Genomic DNA, 15,951 nt, shown 5'->3' on the forward strand with positions numbered 1-15,951 from the left:
GTGGCGCTGACCCTGCAACAGAGCAGGCGCTATGTGCCTGATCTGATGTCCTTGCAGCGTACCTGCGAGGTCAATTACATGGCATTGATGAAACTGCTGCCGCCAGATGGGGAAGTCGGGGCCGAGCGCCGCTATCGGGTCGGCAACGATCTGCAGTTCCAGCTCACCATCATTGGCGAGAGTCGCTTCACCAATCAGGTGATCCTGAGCCAGCACAACCCCGAATTGCCCGAATATTTACAAGCTCAGATAGAGATTCGTTTGTATCATGACGTGCGGATGGCGGAAGTGTGTGCAGCGCAACAGATTTCCCGTTTGCAACCACGTTATGATTATCCCAATAAAAAGATGCACCAGCGGGACGAAAAGGAGCAGGTAAATCTGTTTCTGGCCGAATGGCTAAAATTTTGTCTCAGACATGGTACCAGCCCGATCAATATCTCCAGTTGAACAAATAAAAAGAAGCGTGATTTTGGAAACAGAGCTCCCCCAGGCGCAGGACGGCAGTGTGCGCCTGTTGCAAATTACCGACACCCACCTCTTCGCGAGTGCCGAAGGGCGGCTGTTGGCTGTGCGCACCGCAGAGAGTCTGGCCGCCGTGCTGGAACAGGTGCAGGCCAATGAACACCCCTACGAGGTGATTCTGGCGACCGGCGATCTGTCGCAGGATCACAGTCCGGAATCCTATCAGCGTTTCGCCTCCATGATGGCGCCCCTTGGCCGCCCCATCTACTGGCTGCCGGGCAATCACGATGACAGCCCGCTGATGACCGAATATCTCCATGCCGCCGGGATCAGCGAATCCAAACAGCTGGTGGGCGACCACTGGCAGGTGATCCTGCTCGACACCCAGGTGCGCGGCAAACCCCACGGCATGATTGGCGATCACCAGCTGGCCGCTCTCGACCGTGCCCTGCGTCAATATCCTGATCGCCACGCCCTTATCACCCTGCACCATCAGGCGGTACCGGTGGGCTGCGCCTGGCTGGATCAGCACAATCTCAAGAATGCCGATGACCTGTTCGCCGTGCTGGCCCGTCATCCACAGCAGAAGACCATCCTGTTCGGTCACGTCCATCAGGAGTTTGACGAGGTGCACCGCGGGGTGCGGCTGATTGCCAGCCCCTCCACCTGCATTCAGTTCAAACCGCTATCCGACGGCTTCGCGCTGGATGAATCCGGCCCGGGCTGGCGCTATCTCACCCTCTATCCGGATGGGCGGGTGGCCAGTGAGGTGTGGCGCCTGCCGGTGGGGCAGTTTGTGCCCGACCCCAACGCCACCGGTTATTGAGGAGCGCATTCCATGAAATCGGTTCTCCTTTATCTGCACGGTTTCAACTCCTCACCGGGCTCCGCCAAGGCGCAGCAGATGGCTGCCTGGGTGGCCGCCAATCGGCCCGACATCGAGGTGATCATTCCGGCTCAGCCCAATACGCCGGCGGCGGCCTGGGCGGCTATCGAACAGACCATTGCTGATCTGCAGCGTCGTTATGGTAGTGACTACAAGCTCGGCGCCGTGGGCAGCTCCCTCGGCGGCTTTATGGCGACCCGGGTCAGCGAGCAGTACGGCTGCCACGCGGCACTGATCAATCCGGCGGTGCGCCCCCACGAGCTGCTCTGTGACTACCTCGGCACCCAGACCAATCCCTATACGGGTGAGCAGTACGAACTGCTGCCTGAACATATGGACGAGCTGCGGGCACTGGCTGTACCGGTGACGGCGCCGGAGCGACTCTGGATCCTGCAACAGCAGGGGGATGAGGTGCTCGACTACCGCAAGGCGCTGGATGAATACCGCTTTGCCCGCCTCTCGCTGGAGTGCGGCGGCAACCACGCCTTTGTCGCGTTCGAGCGCTACCCCGCCCAGATCATCCGTTTCCTCGGGTTATAGTCAGGTTTGAGTCAATAAGGGCGGTCTCGCCCTGCTTGTTCTTCTCCAGATCAAGCTTTCGGTGCGGGGAGTTTGTTCTACCCCCGCCTAGCAGTTAAGATTCCCTCCAAACGTCAATTCGCAAGGCCCTCCATGTCTACTCAATACAATGCGGATGCCATTGAGGTCCTCAATGGCCTTGAGCCGGTGCGTCGCCGCCCCGGCATGTATACCGACACCACCCGGCCCAACCACCTCGGCCAAGAGGTCATCGACAACAGCGTCGATGAAGCGCTGGCAGGTCACGCCCGCAATCTGGAGGTGATCCTGCATGAAGACCAGTCCCTCGAAGTGATCGACGACGGCCGCGGCATGCCGGTCGATATCCACCCGGAAGAGGGGGTCAGCGGGGTGGAGCTGATCCTCTGCAAGCTGCACGCGGGCGGCAAATTCTCCAACAAGAACTACCAGTTCTCCGGCGGTCTGCACGGGGTGGGTATTTCGGTTGTAAACGCCCTCTCCGATCGGGTCGAGGTGACGGTGCGTCGCGACGGTCAGGTCTACGACATCGCCTTCGAGCGTGGCGAGAAGGTGCAGGAGCTGACCATCACCGGCACCTGCGGTCGTCGCAACACCGGCACCCGGGTGCGCTTCTGGCCGCAGGCGAGCTACTTCGATTCGCCCAAGTTCTCGGTCACCAAGCTGGAGCACCTGCTCAAAGCCAAGGCCGTGCTCTGCCCCGGTCTCACCATCAAGTTCCTCGACAAGAACACCGGCATCAAGCTGGAGTGGTGCTACGAAGATGGCCTCAAGGATTATCTGGTCGATGCGGTCAAGCAGTACACCTGCCTGCCGGAGCAGCCCTTTATCGGCTCGTTCAGCTCCGAACAGTCGGCGGTGGACTGGGCGCTCTGCTGGTTGCCGGAAGGGGGCGAATGCCTCGCCGAATCCTATGTGAACCTCATTCCTACCGCGCAGGGCGGCACCCACGTCAACGGTCTGCGTCAGGGCCTGCTCGACGCCATGCGCGAGTTCTGCGAGTTCCGCAACCTGTTGCCGCGCGGGGTCAAGCTGACCCCGGAAGATATCTGGGATCGCTGCGCCTACATCCTCTCCATCAAGATGCAGGATCCGCAGTTTGCCGGTCAGACCAAGGAGCGCCTCTCCTCCCGCCAGAGCTCTGCGTTTGTCTCCGGCGTGGTGAAGGATGCCTTCAGCCTCTATCTGAACAGCAACACCGAGCTGGCGGAGCAGATCGCCGAGATCTGTATCAGCAGCGCCCAGCGCCGGATGCGCGCCGCCAAGACGGTGGTGCGCAAGAAGATTACCCAAGGCCCGGCGCTGCCCGGCAAGCTGACTGACTGTAACTGCGCCGACCCCATGCAGGGGGAGCTGTTCCTGGTGGAGGGTGACTCCGCAGGCGGCAGCGCCAAGCAGGCGCGGGATCGCGAGTTTCAGGCCATCATGCCGCTGCGCGGCAAGATCCTGAACACCTGGGAGGTGGAGGCCGGTCAGGTGCTCGCCTCACAGGAAGTGCACGATATCTCGGTCGCCATCGGGCTCGATCCCGACTCCGAGGATCTCAGTGGCCTGCGCTACGGCAAGGTGTGCATCCTCGCGGATGCGGACTCGGACGGTCTGCACATCGCCACTCTGCTCTGCGCCCTCTTTGTGAAGCACTTCCGCACGCTGGTGGAGAAGGGCCACGTCTATGTCGCCATGCCGCCCCTCTACCGGATCGATATCGGTAAAGAGGTCTACTACGCCCTCGACGAGGACGAGAAGAACGGCGTGCTGCAACGGGTCGAAGCCGAGAAGAAGAAGGGCAAGGTGATGGTGACCCGATTCAAGGGGCTGGGTGAAATGAACCCGAAACAGCTGCGGGAAACCACCATGGATCCCAACACCCGCCGTCTGGTGCAGCTCACCATGGAGCCGGCAGGAGAGAGTGAAGGGGATGCGGCTGACGAGACCCTGCAGCTGATGGACATGCTGCTGGCCAAGAAGCGGGCGAGCGATCGCCGCGAATGGCTCGAAGAGAAGGGCAACCTCGCCATCATTTAAGCCGTCGGCTGGCCCGCACTGGGCCAGCAAGCATTTAGCCGGAGTCGCCCTGTGGCGGCTCCCGAACCGAAAGAGAAAATCACATGAGTGATGCTATCGAGCTCAGTCTGGACGGGGTAGAGCGCCAGCCAATGCGCACCTTTACCGAACAGGCTTACTTGAACTACTCCATGTACGTCATCATGGATCGGGCCTTGCCGCATATTGGCGACGGCCTCAAACCGGTGCAGCGGCGCATCATCTACGCCATGAGCGAGCTGGGGCTGTCGGCACTGTCCAAGCACAAGAAGTCCGCCCGTACCGTGGGTGACGTGCTGGGTAAGTACCATCCGCACGGCGACAGCGCCTGTTATGAAGCCATGGTGCTGATGGCCCAGCCCTTCTCCTACCGCTACCCGCTGGTGGACGGTCAGGGTAACTGGGGTGCGCCGGACGATCCCAAATCCTTCGCGGCCATGCGATATACCGAAGCGCGCTTGTCGCGCTTCTCCGAGCTGCTGCTCTCCGAGCTGGGCCAAGGCACGGTGGAGTGGACGCCGAACTTCGACGGCACCATGAAGGAGCCGGTGGTGCTGCCCGCCCGTCTGCCGCACATCCTGCTCAACGGGGTGACCGGTATCGCGGTGGGCATGGCGACCGACATCCCGCCCCACAACGCGCGGGAAGTGGCCTACGCCTGTGCCGAGCTGCTCGACAACCCCAATGCGGGGCTCGATGTGTTGATGCAGCACATTCAGGGGCCGGACTACCCGACCAACGCCGAGATCATCACCCCGCGCGATGACATCCGCAAAATCTACGAGACCGGCAAGGGCTCCATCAAGCAGCGGGCGGTCTGGAGCGAGGAGGATGGCGACATCGTCATCACCGCGCTGCCCCATCAGGCCTCCGGCGCCAAGATCATGGAGCAGATCGCCGCCCAGATGGTGGCGAAAAAGCTGCCGATGGTCACCGACCTGCGCGATGAATCGGACCACGAGAACCCGACCCGTCTGGTGATCGTGCCGCGCTCCAATCGGGTGGATGTGGAGGGGCTGATGGCCCACCTGTTCGCCACCACGGATCTGGAGAAGAACTACCGGGTCAACCTCAACATCCTCGGCCTCGACAACCGGCCGCAGGTGAAGTGCCTCAAGACCATCCTCAGCGAGTGGATCCAGTTCCGTCGCGAGACCGTGCGTCGCCGTCTGCAGTTCCGCCTCGACAAGGTGCTGGCTCGCCTGCACATCCTCGAAGGCTTGCTGATCGCCTATCTCAACATCGACGAGGTGATCGAGATCATCCGTACCGAGGATGAGCCGGGCAAGGTGATGGTGGAGCGCTTCAACATTACCGAGACCCAGGCCGAAGCGATCCTCGAGCTGAAACTGCGCCACCTGGCCAAGCTCGAAGAGTTCAAGCTGCGCGCCGAACAGAACGAACTGGCCGAAGAGCGCGACAAGCTGGAGCTGATCCTGGGGTCCGAGCGTCGCCTCAACACCCTGCTCAAGAAAGAGCTGCTGGCCGATGCCGAGAAGTACGGCGACGATCGCCGCACCCCGCTGGTGGAGCGGGCTACCGCCGTGGCGCTGACCGAGAAAGAGCTGGTGCCGAGCGAGCCGGTCACCGTCATCCTCTCCGACAAGGGGTGGGTGCGCGCTGCCAAGGGCCACGACGTGGATGTCGAGGGGCTCTCCTACAAGGCGGGGGACAACTACCTCACCCACGCCTTTGGCCGCAGCAACCAGCAGGCGGTGTTCCTGTCGAGCTTTGGCCGCACCTACTCGCTGGAGGCGCACACCCTGCCCTCCGCCCGCAGTCAGGGCGAACCGCTCACCGGCCGCTTTGCGCTGGGTGCCGGTGAAGAGGTGCGTCATCTGGTGATGGGCAATGAAGGCGAGCCGTATCTGATCGCAAGCGACGCCGGTTACGGCTTTGTCTGCACCTATGACGATCTCATCGGCAAGAACAAGAACGGCAAGGCGCTGCTCACCGTGCCGGAAGGGGGGCTGGTGATGGCACCCCAGAAGATTGGCTCACCGGAGACCGATCTCTGCATGGCTATCTCCAACGAGGGGCGCATGCTGCTGTTTCCGATGAACACCCTGCCGGTGCTCGGCAAGGGCAAGGGCAACAAGCTCATCAGCATCCCCTCTGCTCGCGTCAAGGCGCGGGAGGAGTTTGTGGTGATGGCCGCCGTGATCCCGCAGGGCCAGTCGGTCACCCTGTTTGCCGGCAAGCGCAAGCTGACCCTCAAACCGTCCGATCTCGACTACTACCGTGGCGAGCGCGGCCGCCGCGGCGCCAAGCTGCCCCGCGGTTTGCAGCGGGTCGATCGCATCGAGATTGAACCCGCCGCCGGCGCCGAGCCGGTAGCCGGGGAAAATCAGGAAGGGTAGTCAACGGATCTATACAAGATGGGAGCGAATTATTCGCTCCCATTTTTAATTGGGGTGATATGTATATATTTGTTGCACTATTGCAACTGGATAGAATGCCTCACCTACGATAGTTAACCAACTTTCTTATACGGGTAGCCACCTTTTTTGACATGAGCATCAAAATATCCCCCGTGAGATGATGCATTCATTAGACCAGAATAGACGGATTCAGGTACTCGGGAATACTGATAGATGCCGCTGTTATGGAATTCGACTTCCAGTATTTGCGAGGTTGCATCGTAACCAACCGATCTAAGATTTGATGATCTAACAGGTGTTCTGTTCATGTATGCTCCTAGTTGCACTGTCTATAGCTAGTTTGTATGAGCTGTGGTAATGCAGCCCGACGATATTGAATTGGCAGGTTATAAAACAAACTGATTGCTTGTTGTGATGGATGTCACAGCATTTCGCTAATGTTAAAATTAGCAATATTAATTTTTAGAAAAAATCGTAGCTAGATTGTTTAGTCACAAGCTAATAATACATTCCGTTATTATAATATCGGGTAGGATTGTAAGTTTGATTCGCGAAGCGTTATCAGAAGTTCTCGAATGATAAAAGCTAGAGGTTAAACCTAGTGATATTGCTATGGCTTAGAGTCATATATTTAGACTTTAGCGGTTATAGTTACTTTACTGATAACCCATGATGTTTTGCCGTATAAAGTCAATGAATACGCGCGTTTTAGCAGGAAGATATTGGCGATTTGCATAAACAGCAAACAACTGCAATGGGGCGGCGGGTAGCTCAAGTTCAATATCAACCAAGCTGCCATCATCAATAAACTCTTGGCAAGATACCTTGGCAAGAATGGCAAACCCTACACCAGCTATGGCTGCTTTTAACGCCAGTTCACCACTATTGACCCGGTAGTGTTCATTCACCTGGATGGTGGAAAATTCACTGCTCGTGCGAGTAAATTGCCAAGGCATCCCTTTTAGTGCGCTCACCGTTGTTATGCAGGGGAGAGTTTTGAGTTGTGATGTGTGGTTGGGAAGTCCCCACTTCTGGATCAATGACGGGGAGCCAACAACAGTACAGGGAATGGTGGTCAAATGGCTGGCTATGTAATCGCAGTCATCCATCTTGCCTCTGTGAATGATGATTGCCATGTCCAAATCCTCTCTTAATGATTCAAGTCCAGAGAGATTGGTAATGCAGCTGATCGTTATTTCAGGATGCTGGCAGGCAAAGTCGGCAATGGCTGTACCGAGCAGTTTTGGCCCAGCCTCATTGGGGATGCAGATGCGTAATGGCCCTTTCAGCTGAATCTGCTGTGATGTCAATTCAGCCTCGGTTTGCTCCAGTGATTCCAGCAGTGGTTTTACTCGGGTATAGAGCAGTTGCCCTGACTGTGTGAGCTTCATATGGCGGGTTGAGCGCTCAATCAGTTGAAGGTTCAAGGCTTCTTCCAATTGAGAAATACTGCGGCTCACATTTGAGGTGGGGATTTGAAGGGTTTTAGATGCCCCGACAAAACTGCTGTTTTCAACCACTGCAATGAAAATTTTCAGCGCATTCAATTCCATGCCGGTACGCATTGATTATCCCTAATCTGATAACAATTCATGCCATTTTAACGAATAAAATTAAAATGTGATAGTGGGTATACTTTCTATCTCTAAAGATTGAGAGTAAACATTATTATGCTAGATGAAAATAATATGGGTGAAAAAACTCACAGTAATTGTCCGGTTATGGATTTTAACGTTGTCTGGTTGGCGGCATTGATTCAATTGGTCAGTGCGCTTGATTTCATGATGATTATGCCGCTTGGGCCTGATTTATCTCGCGCACTAAATATAAGTCCAACCAATATAGGATATTTAGGTGGTGGTTATGCACTGGCCGCCGCACTATCATCGTTGTTATGTGCCAGATATCTCGACCGATTTGATAGAAAGCATGTCGCACTGATCACATTGTTGGGAATATCGCTATCCACTTGGGCCTGTGCATTGGTATGGAATATGGAAAGTTTATTCTTTACCCGCTTGCTGGCCGGTGTGTTTGCTGGCCCTGCAACATCCATTGCTCTGGCGATCGTTGTGGATGCCACACCAATAGATCAACGTGGTCGAGCGATGGCCATCGTGATGGGGGCATTTTCTTTGTCAGCGATAGCCGGTGTGCCGTTGGGATTGGAGCTGGCAATGTTGAAAGGATGGAATGCACCTTTCTATGTTGTCGGTGGCTTGGGATTGGGAGTTTGCGTGGCGGTATATACAAGGCTGCCTGGAATGACGGCCCACTTGGGATTGAATCAGAAGGCTTTTTCATCCATTGAAATGTTGAAGCGACCTGTGGTGTTGAATGCGTTTATGGCAATTGGGTTGGCAATTTTCAGCACCTTCCTTATTGTTCCCAACATAGCTGCTTATTTTCAATTTAACCTTGATGTCCCTCGTGTTGATATGAGTTATTACTATGTCATGGGTGGTATATTTAGCCTGTTTTCAATGCAGCTTGGCGGATTGTTTATTGACCGTTTTGGCGCAATGAAAGTGACGATATTGATGGGGGCATTGACGATAGCGGTTGTTTGGGATGGTTTTTTGCATGAGCCTTGGTTGCCGACCATAGTGATTTTCACGTTATTCATGGTGGTTACATCGACCCGAACGATCACCGTTGTTGCTGTTAATAGTCAAGTGGCAGCGCCTTGGGAAAGGGCGGGATTCATGTCATTACAAAATGTTTTTCAACATATATTTAGTGGCTCGGCTGCCGTCGTCTCTTCGATGATTTTAACAAATGTCGATGGTCACCTTGGCAACATAACTCTATTGGCTTGGCTAACCATAGTGTTGACGATTATTCAGCCACTTTTTCTATATCGATTGCTCAAGCTGCTGCGTTTGGGAACCCCAAGTCGGATGTTTGAGAAACGAGACCTGTAGGGAAATAGGCTTGATTGACGAAGCCTAAACGGGGGCTCGCCAGCCAGACGCGGGTCATCCATCCCACCAAACAAGAAGGGCCCCGCCATCCATGATGGCGGGGCCCTTCGCATTATCAGCCTCGTTGCTGATTCAACCGTTCGCGCTGGCAGGGGTCACTGAAAAGGCTGGCCCGAATCCAATTAGACAGGAATGGCTGTCGCCGCCGGTGGTGGGGTGATCTTGGAGGCGATCAGCTGGCGCAGGCGGGGCACCAGCAGCAGCAACACCACGCCGCCCGCCAGCGAGCCCCAGCCCAGCATGTTGAATACCGAGCTGTAGCCCGGGTTGGTGGCGACCGGGGTGCTGCCGATATTCTGCGGCATGGCGCCGGAGACATAGCCCGCCAGCACAGAGGCGACGCCGGTTACCATCATCCAGCAGCCCATCATCAAGCCTTGCAGGCTGGCGGGGGCCAGCTTGCCAATCATGGCGTAACCGATGGGGGAGATGAGCAGCTCGCCAAAGCTCTGCAGCACATAGCTGATGGCGATCCACTTGAAGGCGACCAGCCCGTCGGCCCCCGCCAGATGGATGCCGAGCGGCAGCACCAGCATACCGAGCCCCATGCAGAACAGGGAGGCGGCAAACTGGGAGGGGATGTCGATATTCCACCCCTGTTCACGCAGTCGTTTGAACAGCAGCGCCATCAGGGGGCCACCGATGACGATGACGAGGGTGTTGATGTTCTGGATCCACTGGGGCGCTACCCGCAGCCCGAACACGTTGAGGTTGATGTTGTGTTCGGAGAAGAGCATCAACCCCATGGGCGCCAGCTGGTAGAGCGACCAGAAGATGAGGGAGCCGAGGGCGAGGATCAGGTAGGCCACCATGCGGCTGCGCTCGGCGGCGTCTGGGTGACGGGCGGTCATCACGCAGAGCAGCACCAGCACCACGGCCCCCAGGATCAGCACGAAGCTGCCGCTGAAGCTGGCGTGGGTCAGCAGCAGGCGCAGCGCCGGCACCAGCATGGCCAGAATGGCGATACCCGCCAGCATGCGGCGGTAGAAGCCGCTCCCTTTGACATGGCGCAGCGGGGTGCTGATATCCGCCAGAATCGGCCAGCAGGCGAAGGTGGCGATGATGGCAATGATGTTGCCCAGCGTCGCAAACAGGAACAGGGTGCGGTAATCCTCGGTGAGCTGGAAGTATCCCGCCACCGTGAAGCCGATAAAGAAGCCCAGATTCATCCCGGCGTAGTTCCACAGGAAGGCGCTCTCGCGGCGGTGATCATCCGGGGCGAAGCGCTGGGTCAGCATCATGTTGAGGCAGGTGACGTTGAGGCCGCTGCCGGTAAGGAACATGGCGAGCCCCCAGTAGAGGCCGGTGATCCCCATCTCGGCGATGAAGTAGCAGCCGATCACCTGCAGCACCATCCCCATCACGAACAGGTTGCGGTTGCTGAGGTAGCGCCCGCCGAGATAACCGCCAAACAGGTGCAGGCCATAGTTGAAGGCCCCGAAGACCCCCATCATGGCGTTGGCCTGGGATTCGCTAAAGCCGAGCCGCTTGGTGGCGTAGAGCACCAGCGTGGAGTAGAGCACGGCAAACCCCAGGGTCGAGAAGGTCTGGATAAAGAACAGCGCCCCGGAGCCGGGGGGAATGGTGGGGTGTTGATTCGAAGCGCTCACGGTCTGTCTCCTGTGAGAGAAGAAAGTCATAACTCGTCCTGAGAGCGTACCGGTCTGCTGCCGGCTAGCCTTGTGCGCTTCCATGCTGGTCTGAAGGCCGGTCTGTCATTTAGCGGCCAAGCGGTGCAAATAGCCATACCTGAAATTTAATCCGGCGCGATTAATTGCTTTTTATTGATCTATTCCGCCTTTTTATGCGTGATTGAGTCGTGGTTTTAGCTCGGCTTACCACGCGGTTGCGGCACGGTTGATGTGATCCAGTCGGCTATTTGGTGCCGATTATGGCGCTGTGGCGGGATCTGCGTCCCGCTTTTTTGTCCCGAAACGCAGCTGGCGCCAAGTTGTTGTATTGCAGGTTGTTTATTCATTCCTGGGCATTGAGTGAATAAATATCGGGAAGAGAAGGGGCAGCCCCGGGGTGACTTTCGCGTGTTACCTCACTGCTGTCGAGAGGGGAGGATAGAACAACGCCCGGCGGGCCGGGCGTTGTGGTGCGACTGATGGGCGGCGAAAGCGGCCTTAGAAGTCGTGGTAGAGCGGCCAGCCGAGCAGCGGGTGCTTGAGACCGGCGCGCATCTCGATGTTGTCGAGCTTCTCCGGCGAGGCGTTCTCTTTTTGCAGCAGCTGGTACTGGCGCACAAAGCCGAGGGTGTGGAGCAGGTTCGGCACAAAGCCCGGGCTCAGCTCCTGGCGCAGGGCGGCGGCCATATCGGCGGGTAGCGCGCTCAGCATCAGGGCGAGCTGGGCGGCGAGGTAGTCGGTGTCGTACCAGTTCTCGTCGAGCTCAATCTCCCGCGCCAGTTTGCGCTTGAGATCCTGCTTCACCTTGAGCGGGGCGGCGCCACTGCCCTTGCCGCAGAGGATGCGGTAGAGCAGCGCTTCGGCCAGCTTGTCCTCCATGGTGGGGTGGTCGCTCTCGCAGGCGAAGAAGTGCTGGTCGATGAGTTCCATCAGGCGGCTCTTGTTGTGCTCGGTCAGCGCCTTCTCGTACTCCTGCCACCCTTGCCACTCCTCCACATCGGGCGGGCTCGAGATCTTGTCCAGCAGGCGGGCATCCACGTCACCGTAGAGGCTGTTGCCAGCCTGCTTGGGGCTGACGGTAATGAGCATTGACCAGCCCTTCTGGAACGGCTTGATGGGGCCTTCCGGCGCCTGCAGCAGCGCCAGCGCCTTGGCCGGATCCCGCGCCGAGAGCTCCTGCAGGCCGAGGCTCACTACGCCGATGACGTCGTGGGCGGCCTGCTCCAGCAGGTGCATCTTGTACTTGTTGTAGTACTTGTCGGCGAATTTGAGGCTCATCAGCACCGCCTTGCCCTTGATGGCGGCCAGCTGTTGCTGACTCAAGAGTTCGTTGTCGCGGCCAAAGCGCAGCACCTGGGTCAGAAAGGGGCCCTGGTTGGCATCGCGAATGACTAACTGCATGAATGGGCTCCTTAATCCAGAAAGCTGAACATGTCGTCGACGTCGCCGTACTCGTCTTCCTCGACCTTGTTCTTCTCTTTGGCCTGCATCACCAGTTCGGCGGCAAACTTGTTGATGATGCCGTCCCAGCTGGAGTGCTCGTTGCGCAGCAGCGCCTTGATGGCTTTCTCCACCTCGGGGGCCAGCTCGCGAATGAGCATCAACAGGCTGCGCGGGTCATCCAGCGCGTAGTCGTGGACATCCTCGCTCTGCTGCCGCTCGCTGTAGCGCAGGGACTCTTCGAGATCTTCCTCTTCTGCGTGCAGCACGTCGCGATAGCCTTCGTCCTCTTCATAGCGATCGCCGCGATAGAACTCGATAAAGGGGATGGCGAGGTAGAAGAGACCTGCCGGATCTTCGGCCACGCACTCGAGGATCTCGCGCTGCTTGGCTTCGCTATCCTGGGTGCGGATCAGGTAGTTGAGGAAGTCGAAGGTGTGCTGTTGCAGCTCGTCGGCGTTGTTCTTGATCGCCTCTTCCCAGTAGAGCGGCTGCTGGCAGACGATGTCGCGGATCCGCTCCGGGGTCATCAGCTCGGAGATGATGGAGGGGAAGGAGATATCGTGCTGGCCGTTAATCTGAGTCAGGGTAACGATATCAATGTTTTCAATCACTTCTGCCAGCTGGTCGTCAGACATGGTCTTGGCGATCAGCTCGAACTTCTCGCTGGCCTGCTTCGGCTCGATAACGGCCAGCTCTTTGATCTCGATGGCGGTAATTTCTATCAGACTGTTGCTCATGCCTTGCCCCAATTAGAAACGGACTTCGTCGTACATATCCTGATCGCCGTCGTCATCACCATAGCGGTCACTGCCGCCGTGGTAGTCGGCGTCGGCATCTTCCCCGTCTTCATCTTCTTCGTCGCGCAGCTCATAGTCGTCATCGCTGCGGTGGCTACCGCGCGGTAGCGGGTTGTCGAGCAGGAACAGCACGGCGCAGGCTTCCATCAGCTGATCTTCGCTCTGTGCCCGCACCGCCTTGACCAGCGGCAGGGCGGCGTTGTTGAAGCCGACGCTCACCTTGAACTCGTCCCAGCTTGGCTGCTCGCCGCTGGTGAGCCACTTGTTCCACTGCGACTTGGCCTTGGCCGGGAACTGCACCCGGCCATAGAGGGCCAGCGGCAGATACTCGGGCATAAACTCCAGCATGCTCATATCGGCCAGCAGCAGGCTCTTCATCTGGTCGGTGAACTGTTCCAGCCCCTTGGGGTCGTCCTGATCCCGGTAGGATTCGATGTTTTCGCTGGCATCGCTTTGCAGCGACTTGAGCCGCGCCTGGTCCCATCTCTTTTGCATAGTTGCTCTTTCTGCCTGCTGTTTCAGGGGTAGAACTGATCCCACATCTCCTGCATGGCGGAGGCGGGGTCGGTCACGATGACGTTGTTGAAATCCTTGATAAAGGCGGCCCGCTGTTTCGGATCGGATAGCACTTCATAGGCCTGCTTTACCTGGTGCAGCTTGATGGCTGCCTGCTCTTTCTCTTCTTCACTGGCCCCGTGCAGCTTGTCGGGGTGGTACTGGTTCGACAGCCGACGATAGGCTTTCTTGATGTCGTTTTCGCTGGCGTTGGACTTGACGCCCAGCACCCGAAAGTAGTTGTTCATGGCAGATCCTGCATCACTGGCATCATAGGATTCACGCTGCGAGTGCCTGATGGTGGGGATTGGCAAACCAGGCACGGCAAAAACCCGTCATTTTAACGGAAACAGCCCGCCAACGCGATGAGTTGGGCGATCAATTAACGGGCGAGATGAAGAGGGGTCAGTTGAGCGTCTATTGTTGCCAGTCGGTCTGGCCAGTGCAAGGGCGGCGGGGCAAAAGCGATGAAAAAACGGGCAGGAAAGGGGCGGGCGGCAGGCCGGGGCGAGGCTGCCGCCGCAGGGGTTACTCCTCCCAGAAGGAGGCGGAGGTGTGGTAGATCATCTTCTTGCTCATCCCGCCATCGACCACCAGATTGGCACCGTTGATAAAGTCGTTGCGAGGATCCGCCAGAAAGAGGCAGGCGCGGGTGATGTCGTCGGGGCGCCCGACCCGGCCGCTCGGGTGCTGGCGATGATCTGCCTCGGTCAGGGTGTGGTAATCCTCCGCCTGGATCCAGCCCGGACTGATGGCATTGACTGTGACGGGGTAGTCGGCCAGCGAGTTGGCGAGGGACTGGGTGAGGGCGACCAGCGCCCCCTTGGAGGCGCCATAGGCATCCCAACCCGGCTCGTTCTGCTGCCAGCGGGTGGAGGCGATATTGATGATGCGGCCATACGGCAGATCGCGGTTGGCCTGCACAAAGGCGCGGGCGCAGAGCATGGCGCCGCGCACATTGACCGTCATCACCTGATCGAACTGGGCTGCGCTCAGCTCCTCGAAGCGGGTGTGGAACTTGCTGATGGCGCCGTTGTTGATCAGCAGATGGATGCCGCCGTGCTGCGCGCGTACCTCGGCAAAGAGCTGCACGATGGCCTGCTCGTCCCGCAGATCGAGGGGGTGAAAGTGGATCTCGGGATGGTCGAAAGCGTGAGGAGCCAGATCGGTGGCGATCACCCGATAACCCGCCTCGGCCAGCCCGATGCAGAGCTGGCGGCCAATCCCGCCAGCGGCGCCGGTGACCAGTGCAATTGGGGTGTGGTTGGTCAACTCGTTCATTGTGCCGCTCCATTGCGTGCCCGCAGCACCTTGATGAGGGCCGACACCTCCTGCTGACCAAACCCTTGCGCCACCCCTTCCTCAAACAGATCGGCGGCAAAACGCGGGAAGCGGCTGTCGATCCCGGCATCGGTGGCATGACCGGCGAGGCGGCTGATGGCGGCGCTCCAGGTTTTCAGGCTGGCGTAGGGGTGATCGAAATCGCCGCTCGCCAGCGTCTTGCCCAGATGGGCCACATCGCCACCGAGAATGGGCGAGAGCTCGCTGAACTGGGCGCACACCTTGGCTACCGGCAGCCCTTCCGCCTCGCAGATCAGCGCGCCGTGCAGGGCACCGAGCAGACCACCGGCAAAGTAGGCGGCAACGGCACAATCTTGCGCCGCGGCGGCTCCCACCGCCTCGGCCACATGGTCGAGGGTAGGGGCGAGCAGGCGCAGCACCGGCTCGGCCTCGCTAAAGGCGACGCTGGCCCCCGAGCAGATGATGCTGGCATCAGTGGTGCCGATCTGATCCGGGAAGCAGAGGATGGCGCCATCGAGATAACGGGCGCCGCGGGCGTGGCTCCAGCTCTCCAGCGCTCGGGCCCCCTGCGGACTGCCGGTGGAGAGCTGCACCAGCAGCTTGCCCGCCACCGCATCGCGCGCTTCGTCCAGCAACTGCTGGCTGACGGCGTAGTTATCGACGCAGACAAGGGTGATATCGCTTGCGGCGATGGCTGCACCAACCGAGGGGGCGAGTGTTGCACCCAGCGCTTGCAGCGGGGCCGCCTTGGCGGCGCTGCGATTCCAGACGGTGACCGGATGGCCCGCCTTGAGCAATGTGGTGGCGAGGGCGGAGCCCATTGCCCCGAGGCCGATGACAGAGAGATGGCGCATGATGGCTCCTGGCTGTGTTGATAGACGCTGATATAGGAAATTGGGATGCCTT

The 15,951-nt window shown here is 58.5% G+C and carries 15 protein-coding genes; 6 read left to right on the plus strand and 9 right to left on the minus strand.

The window, feature by feature from the left end:
* The 5 genes from AB5Y71_RS17545 to parC all read left to right on the plus strand — a co-directional run bounded on the left by AB5Y71_RS17545 (window position 1) and on the right by parC (window position 6,312).
* On the plus strand, window positions 1–450 hold the full coding sequence (locus AB5Y71_RS17545; RefSeq protein ID WP_005335899.1) for a DUF1249 domain-containing protein: 450 nt from the start codon (window positions 1–3) through the stop codon (window positions 448–450).
* Between the two features lie 22 nt (window positions 451–472).
* Entirely contained in the window at window positions 473–1,291 is an 819-nt protein-coding gene (cpdA, locus tag AB5Y71_RS17550; protein WP_041202814.1) for a 3',5'-cyclic-AMP phosphodiesterase, read from the plus strand.
* A 12-nt stretch (window positions 1,292–1,303) separates the two neighbouring features.
* A complete protein-coding gene (locus tag AB5Y71_RS17555; protein ID WP_368172105.1) occupies window positions 1,304–1,891 on the plus strand; it encodes a YqiA/YcfP family alpha/beta fold hydrolase in 588 nt (195 codons plus the stop codon).
* A 132-nt stretch (window positions 1,892–2,023) separates the two neighbouring features.
* On the plus strand, window positions 2,024–3,934 hold the full coding sequence (gene parE / locus AB5Y71_RS17560; protein ID WP_100645015.1) for a DNA topoisomerase IV subunit B: 1,911 nt from the start codon (window positions 2,024–2,026) through the stop codon (window positions 3,932–3,934).
* Window positions 3,935–4,017: 83 nt separating this feature from the next.
* Window positions 4,018–6,312: a DNA topoisomerase IV subunit A gene (parC, locus tag AB5Y71_RS17565; RefSeq protein WP_043826057.1), complete on the plus strand. Its 2,295-nt coding sequence runs from the start codon at window positions 4,018–4,020 to the stop codon at window positions 6,310–6,312.
* A gap of 113 nt (window positions 6,313–6,425) precedes the next feature.
* Here the strand turns inward: parC and AB5Y71_RS17570 are convergent, their stop codons facing one another.
* Window positions 6,426–6,641: a KTSC domain-containing protein gene (locus tag AB5Y71_RS17570; RefSeq protein ID WP_080741311.1), complete on the minus strand. Its 216-nt coding sequence runs from the start codon at window positions 6,639–6,641 to the stop codon at window positions 6,426–6,428.
* A gap of 348 nt (window positions 6,642–6,989) precedes the next feature.
* Entirely contained in the window at window positions 6,990–7,898 is a 909-nt protein-coding gene (locus AB5Y71_RS17575) for a LysR family transcriptional regulator (protein ID WP_043826058.1), read from the minus strand.
* A gap of 123 nt (window positions 7,899–8,021) precedes the next feature.
* On the opposite strand from AB5Y71_RS17575, the gene AB5Y71_RS17580 reads away from it, so the two are divergent.
* The gene (locus AB5Y71_RS17580) at window positions 8,022–9,257 is read left to right on the plus strand and encodes an MFS transporter (protein WP_368172106.1); all 1,236 of its coding nucleotides are present in this window, start codon (window positions 8,022–8,024) and stop codon (window positions 9,255–9,257) included.
* A gap of 182 nt (window positions 9,258–9,439) precedes the next feature.
* Here AB5Y71_RS17580 and AB5Y71_RS17585 read toward each other — a convergent pair whose 3' ends face one another.
* The 7 genes from AB5Y71_RS17585 to AB5Y71_RS17615 form a co-directional block, all read right to left on the minus strand.
* On the minus strand, window positions 9,440–10,927 hold the full coding sequence (locus AB5Y71_RS17585) for a peptide MFS transporter (RefSeq protein WP_368172107.1): 1,488 nt from the start codon (window positions 10,925–10,927) through the stop codon (window positions 9,440–9,442).
* A 519-nt stretch (window positions 10,928–11,446) separates the two neighbouring features.
* Window positions 11,447–12,349, minus strand: a complete 903-nt coding sequence (locus AB5Y71_RS17590; RefSeq protein ID WP_101530208.1) for a hypothetical protein — start codon at window positions 12,347–12,349, stop codon at window positions 11,447–11,449.
* An 11-nt stretch (window positions 12,350–12,360) separates the two neighbouring features.
* The gene (locus tag AB5Y71_RS17595) at window positions 12,361–13,128 is read right to left on the minus strand and encodes a hypothetical protein (protein ID WP_005343119.1); all 768 of its coding nucleotides are present in this window, start codon (window positions 13,126–13,128) and stop codon (window positions 12,361–12,363) included.
* A gap of 12 nt (window positions 13,129–13,140) precedes the next feature.
* Window positions 13,141–13,683: a hypothetical protein gene (locus AB5Y71_RS17600; protein WP_128834221.1), complete on the minus strand. Its 543-nt coding sequence runs from the start codon at window positions 13,681–13,683 to the stop codon at window positions 13,141–13,143.
* 23 nt (window positions 13,684–13,706) lie between these two features.
* Window positions 13,707–13,991 carry a DnaJ domain-containing protein gene (locus tag AB5Y71_RS17605; protein WP_005343121.1) on the minus strand — a complete coding sequence of 95 codons (285 nt, stop codon included), beginning with the start codon at window positions 13,989–13,991 and terminating at the stop codon, window positions 13,707–13,709.
* Window positions 13,992–14,271: 280 nt separating this feature from the next.
* Complete coding sequence (locus AB5Y71_RS17610) at window positions 14,272–15,024, minus strand: SDR family NAD(P)-dependent oxidoreductase (RefSeq protein WP_368172108.1); 753 nt, start codon at window positions 15,022–15,024, stop codon at window positions 14,272–14,274.
* Complete coding sequence (locus AB5Y71_RS17615) at window positions 15,021–15,899, minus strand: NAD(P)-dependent oxidoreductase (RefSeq protein WP_368172109.1); 879 nt, start codon at window positions 15,897–15,899, stop codon at window positions 15,021–15,023. The genes AB5Y71_RS17610 and AB5Y71_RS17615 overlap by 4 nt, the downstream gene beginning before the upstream one ends.
* Window positions 15,900–15,951 lie beyond the last annotated feature (52 nt).

Source organism: Aeromonas sp. R9-2, assembly GCF_040908025.1.
GTDB lineage: Bacteria > Pseudomonadota > Gammaproteobacteria > Enterobacterales > Aeromonadaceae > Aeromonas > Aeromonas veronii.